The organism is Microbacterium sp. 71-23 (assembly GCF_001897265.1).
Lineage (GTDB): Bacteria > Actinomycetota > Actinomycetes > Actinomycetales > Microbacteriaceae > Microbacterium > Microbacterium ginsengisoli.
In genome coordinates this window covers 1-5203 of the sequence record NZ_MKSL01000038.1, presented here as the reverse complement: position 1 = coordinate 5203, position 5203 = coordinate 1, and the positions used below count along the sequence as shown (strand labels likewise).

The window sequence follows — 5203 nt, the reverse complement described above, 5'->3', positions numbered from 1 at the left end:
CAACGTCGAGGGCGTCATCGCGCACGCGGATCGCGGCAGCCAGTACATGTCCGGCGCCTATCAGGCCAAACTTGCCGAGCACGGCATGCTGCCGTCCGTTGGTCGCACCGGGATCTGCTGGGATAACGCCGTCGCAGAGACATCACATTGGTCGGGCTGACAGGATTTGAACCTGCGACCCCTTGACCCCCAGGCGTCCAAAGAGGTCCGTTGCCCCGTCTTCCCGCGTGATTCTGCGCCTCACGCTACCTCAATGGGCGTCGTGGTTTGCATGTCATGCATGGTTCTGGTCCCCTTCTGGTCCCCCTCGCCCGACCGCGCGGCGGCTCGGCGCTCGCGGTACTCGCGGGCACGGACGCGGACGAGCAGGACGAGGCTGATGGGTCCGATCCAGAGCATCTTGAAGGCGTCCCATATGGACAGCACGACGAGGATGTTGAGCCAGCCCGGCCCGCCCTGGTCGATGATCGTGGTGCAGATGGCCGCGGCGTAGAGGTAGGGCGCGGCCAGGAGCATCGCGGGGATGCCCCACTTGAGGCCGCGGCGGGTGCGGATCGCGTCGAGCAGGATGTTGGTGGGCGCGTAGTGGCGCAGGAAGTACCGGATGTGGATGCTGGCGATCCAGATGAGTCGGAGCATGACGGCAGTCCTCTCAGGTCTGGCGACGAAGAACCTTGAAGGACTGCCCGCTGTTGCTCCGGGCGGTCGTGCCATCGCGTCGGGCGATGGCGAACCTTAGACGAGTCGCCTCGCCATCTACGTTACGCCCGGCCACGGACAGGTGGAACCCCCTCTGCCCGGCCGGTGGTCGTGCACCTGATCGGTGATTCTTCCAGCGAGAGGACCCCGGTCATGGCGTCGATAGCCGAGCAGGTGACGGGCGAGCGGATGGCACGGATGGTGCTGTCGATGATCGCCGAGCCCGATGACCAGGCGACCGGGCATGTGTTGGCTCAGGTCGGCGGGGTGGAGACCTTGGCTCTGATGGAGAACAACGAGCCGGTACCGGAGATGGCCCGCGCCGAGGCGATGGTGTGGCGCGAGCACCTTGCCCCGCACCTGGACCAGGGCCTTGCCGCCCGTGCTGTCGAGGCGGAGGGGCGCGGGATCGGCACCCTGATCCCGGCTGATCGTGAGTGGCCCACTGGTCTGAACGATCTTGGAGTCCGCGCCCCGTACGTGTTGTGGACCCGAGGAGCCACGTCGTTGTTGACCTCGCCGTTGCGGGAGCGCGTCACGGTCACGGGTGCTCGCGCCGCGACGGACTACGGCATGGAGGTCGCATCCGATCTTGCTGGGAACCTTGCCGATGACGAGCGGGTCATCGTGGCCGGCGGCGCCTTCGGGATCGAGGGCGCTGCCCATCGGGGGGCGCTGGCGCGAGGCGGTCACACGGTCGCGGTCCTTGCCGGTGGTGTGGACCGGGCCTACCCGTCCGCGCATCGCGAGCTGCTGGAACGTATCGGCGATGTCGGCCTGCTGGTCAGCGAGCTTCCGCCTGGCGCGGCGCCGTCGCGGCAGAGGTTCGTGGCGCGTGGCCGTCTGCTGGCGGCGCTGTCCGGGGTGACGGTGATTCCCGAGGCCGGCCTCCGGTCCGGGGCGATGCGTACCGCGGCACACGCGCACGCTCTGCGCCGGGGCGTTGGCGCGGTGCCCGGCCCGGTCACCAGCGTGACGAGTGAGGGGCCGCACGACCTCATCAAGCGCGGGATCGCCTCGATGGTCACGACCACCAGCGATGTCACCGTTCTTCTCGACAGCGGACCGGCGGCCAGGAGGAACCTGGGCCGCCCGGAGCCGGGAGCGGAGTTCACCTACCGGCGGCCCTCACCGCCGCAGGAGCCAGGTCGCGCACTCTGATCCCCGGTGAGACCTCGCGCGGTCGGGTCTTCTCGGCCGTGTCGCTCGTTGCCGTGCGCGACCACTGGTCGTGTCAGAACAGCGTCGGCGCGTCGCCCTGTTGGGGGCGGGTCGCGCCGAAGGCCGAGGGTGGGCTGAGCCGGCGGGTCGAGGTGTTACGCAGGCGGCCGTGGTCGAGGTGTTCGGCCAGGACCGTCTTGACGTCGCTCCACAGGTCGGGGCGGTTCAGGTGCGCCTCACGGTCGCAGCTCCACTCCAACTCGTCGAGGAACGCTGCCCGTCGCGCGGGGGTGGACATCTGCTCGTCGTAGAAGCCGTGGATGTCGTAGTGGGCGATGAAGCCGAAGTAGCCGTGTGTGGACAGCCCCATGTAGAGCGACCTGGTGAACCGTTCGCGGGGAAAGTCGTCAGCGATGAATCGCAGCAGCGAGTTGACGAACCGGGCCTTGCGTTCTGGAGTGCCGGAGTCCCACCCGGAGTCGGTGAAGCTCTCGGCGGTGTAGCGGGGCAGGCGCATGGCAGGTTCCTTCCTCGCGTTGGGCGCGTGAGGAAGGTGCGGTGCCCGTACCCGAGTCCCTGAGCCGACGCACGTGTGCGCCTGCGGCTACAGCGTGGGACCGACCGGCTGTCTGGTCGTGCCACGGGCGGGCTCCGGCTGGTTGCGCTCGGGGTCGGTGATGCGCTGTGCCTGGTCGAGTGCTGTACGGGCGCGGGCGGCGTCGATCTTCTGAGCGGTGCTCTCGGCCGGTGCGCCGAGGGGCGCGGGATCGTTGATGCCGTAGCGGTCGCGGTAGGCGGCCACGGTGCGGGCGTAGCGTCGCCACTCTGCCGCCGTCCGCCTGTCACCGGGCGGGGTGCCGAGCGCGGTCGCCCAGTGCTGCCCTTCCGCCAAGGCGGAATCGAGGATCGCGTCGGCGCTGGCTTCGATGAGGTCGCGTCGTTCGGTGAGCGCCTGGCGCATGTCGGGGCTCATGGCGCCGGTGGCTTTGGGGATCAGGCCGGCGATGAGCCGCGGGGGTTTGCGGGTGCGACCAGACCCGGCGGGCCGGGCCGTAGCCGTGGCGAGTCGGTGGTGGAGGACGGCGGCGATGTCGTCGGCATCGGCGAACCCTCGTGCCGCGACCAGCCGCGGAAGCAGGGCCGCGATGTCGTGGCGGTTGGCTTCGGCGCGGCGCAGCTCGACGGCCAAGGCGCCGAAGGCATCGGAGGCGATGGCGTCCTCGGCTTCTTCATCGGTGAGCCCGGAGGCTCGGATGAGGGTGACCCATCGGTCGTGTTGGGCGGCTGCGGCGATGGTCTCGTACTCGGCCGCGAGCTGGGCGATGCTCGACCACTGCTCTTGTTCGGTGGTGATGGTCTCGTGCGCGGACAGTTCGGCGCCGATGTGCTGCAACACCCCGAACAGCACCGACCTGCCGGTCGCCTCGGGATTGTCGCCGGGATGTGCGGTGTCGTGGGCGGGGTCGGGCTTGTCGACCGCGACGTAGGCCATGTTCCGTTCGCGGCCACGGGTCAGCGCGACGTACAGGTTTTCCCGCGTCATCGCGGCGTCGACCAGCACGTGCGCGGTATCGGTGGTGATGCCCTGCGCACGGTAGGAGGTGACCGCGTACCCCAGGTCCAGGTATTCGGCCACGTAGTCCGCCGGCAACACCACTGAGGCACCCCACCGTTTCCCGGCGCGGCGCAGGGTGACCGAGCCGTCGCCGCGGACGCCGGTGACGGTCCAGCGGTTGCCGTTGCGGACCCAGGACCGCCCGGCGCGCAGGCGTCGGTCGTTGTGCCGGGTGATGACCGTATCCCCGATCGCGGCTTGGGTTCCGTCGTGCAGCTCGACCTCCTGCGGCCCGTGGACGGTGCCGTCCAGGATCAGGTCGGTACGGGCGCGCACGTTCAACGCGGTGACGGCCTGGGTGGAGTCGGTGACCAGCACGGTCGCCTTTCCGGCGAGCATGTCGGCCCGCCACGCGGTGTAGGCGGTGTCGATCATGGTCTCGGTGTCGCCGTCGATGATTCGGCCGTGGTCGAGGTAGGTGTCGATGACCGCGGTGTGGCCGTGCCGCAGACCGAGGGAGGCGGTCTTCTCCCACTGGTTCTTGAAGCGGTGGATGTCGACCAGCTCCGGGGCGCCATCTCCATCCGAGGCGCGGTCACTGACCAGGAGTCCGAAGGCGCCGCCTGCGTCGACGGATTGGAGTTGGGCGTAGTCACCCACGAGCAGCACCTTCGCGCCCGCCTCGGCGGCGAGGGCGGTGAGGCGGTCCAGGGAGAGGGTGCCGGCCAGGGAGGCTTCGTCCAGGATCACGAGCTGACCGGCCTGGAAGGTGTCACCGTGCATGAGATGGTTCTGCCACCACTTCGCGGTGTTCTCAGTCTCGATCCCGAGGTCGTCGGCGAGGACCTGCGCCGCCACCGCGGAGGGCGCCAACCCGACCACGCTGCCGGTGCCGTGTTCGGTCTCCCATGCCCGGCGTAGCGCGTTCATGGCGGTGGTCTTCCCGGCTCCGGCTGGCCCGACCAGCACGTCCACGGTGCGGCCCGAGACCGCGACCTTGACCAAAGCGTCGGCTTGATCCTCACCGAGCATCCGACCCGACCGATCGGGCTTGGCGGTGATCCCTTCCACGGTCGCCAATGGCACGGTGGGGCCAGTGGTGGTGCGAGCGCGCTCGAGAAGCCGGTCCTCGGCCGCCAACAACACCTCGGAGGAGAACACCGTCGAGTGCTTCGGCCGGAACACCGAGGTGCCGTCCGGGCGCTGGAACACCGCCGGACTCATGGTGAGCTCGGGCGGTGTCAGGCGCAGGGAGGCGGCTTCGGCGGCGTCCACCACCAACCCGATCACAGCTTCGCGGTCCACCGTGCTGGCGAACCGGTAGTCCATCGTCTGCCGGGCGGCCTCAGCGGTCAGGTTCCAGCGGCGCCAGGTGGACCGCTTCTCCCCGACGGCCTCGACCACCTTCTGTCCGAGGTCGGCGATCACGTCCAGCGGGATGTCGTCCGCCCGCAACAGCAACGGGGCGTCGTTCGCGGTGATGGTGCGCGCCCATCCGGTCGCATCCATACCGAGGACCCGGCCGGCGCGTTCGCGCCAGTCGGCGGTCAGCTCGGCCAGGGAGTGAACGTGTTTCTCCGGCCTCGTCGTCAGGGTGGCTTGGGCGCGCAGTTTCATGATCGTGGCCGGTGACGGCCGCCGCCCGTGGTCGCTCACGTAATGCTCGATGAGGCGGTCGGTCTCGGCGTCGATATGCCGGGCGCGGGTGGAGAACTCGGCCACCAGCTCCTCCGGGACACCGACGATGGCCCAGGCCGGGTTGCGGTCCCGGCCCATATCGCGGGGCTC

The 5203-nt window shown here is 69.5% G+C and carries 4 protein-coding genes and 1 pseudogene; 2 read left to right on the top strand and 3 right to left on the bottom strand.

The genetic code is table 11. The annotated features are described in order from the left end of the window. A pseudogene (locus BGO15_RS12390) lies at nt 1-142 on the top strand (IS3 family transposase); the annotation flags it as partial. A gap of 98 nt (nt 143-240) precedes the next feature. On the opposite strand, the gene BGO15_RS12385 reads toward BGO15_RS12390, so the two are convergent. Then, entirely contained in the window at nt 241-639 is a 399-nt protein-coding gene (locus tag BGO15_RS12385; RefSeq protein WP_286748410.1) for a sulfate permease, read from the bottom strand. Between the two features lie 213 nt (nt 640-852). On the opposite strand from BGO15_RS12385, the gene BGO15_RS12380 reads away from it, so the two are divergent. Further along, nucleotides 853-1860 carry a DNA-processing protein DprA gene (locus tag BGO15_RS12380; RefSeq protein WP_286748409.1) on the top strand — a complete coding sequence of 336 codons (1008 nt, stop codon included), beginning with the start codon at nt 853-855 and terminating at the stop codon, nt 1858-1860. A 73-nt stretch (nt 1861-1933) separates the two neighbouring features. Here the strand turns inward: BGO15_RS12380 and BGO15_RS12375 are convergent, their stop codons facing one another. Together BGO15_RS12375 and BGO15_RS12370 are read right to left on the bottom strand one after the other, a co-directional pair. Next, nucleotides 1934-2377, bottom strand: coding sequence for a hypothetical protein (locus BGO15_RS12375; protein WP_286748408.1), 444 nt, complete (start codon nt 2375-2377; stop codon nt 1934-1936). 87 nt (nt 2378-2464) lie between these two features. Then, a partial coding sequence (locus BGO15_RS12370; RefSeq protein WP_286748407.1) for an AAA family ATPase occupies nt 2465-5203 on the bottom strand: 2739 nt, incomplete at its 5' end.

What these genes read in the sequence shown, in the direction of transcription:
- BGO15_RS12385 (WP_286748410.1), bottom strand. Translation starts at nt 639, where the DNA reads ATGCTCCGACTCATCTGGATCGCCAGCATCCACATCCGGTACTTCCTG.
- BGO15_RS12375 (WP_286748408.1), bottom strand. Translation starts at nt 2,377, where the DNA reads ATGCGCCTGCCCCGCTACACCGCCGAGAGCTTCACCGACTCCGGGTGG.
- BGO15_RS12380 (WP_286748409.1), top strand. Translation starts at nt 853, where the DNA reads ATGGCGTCGATAGCCGAGCAGGTGACGGGCGAGCGGATGGCACGGATG.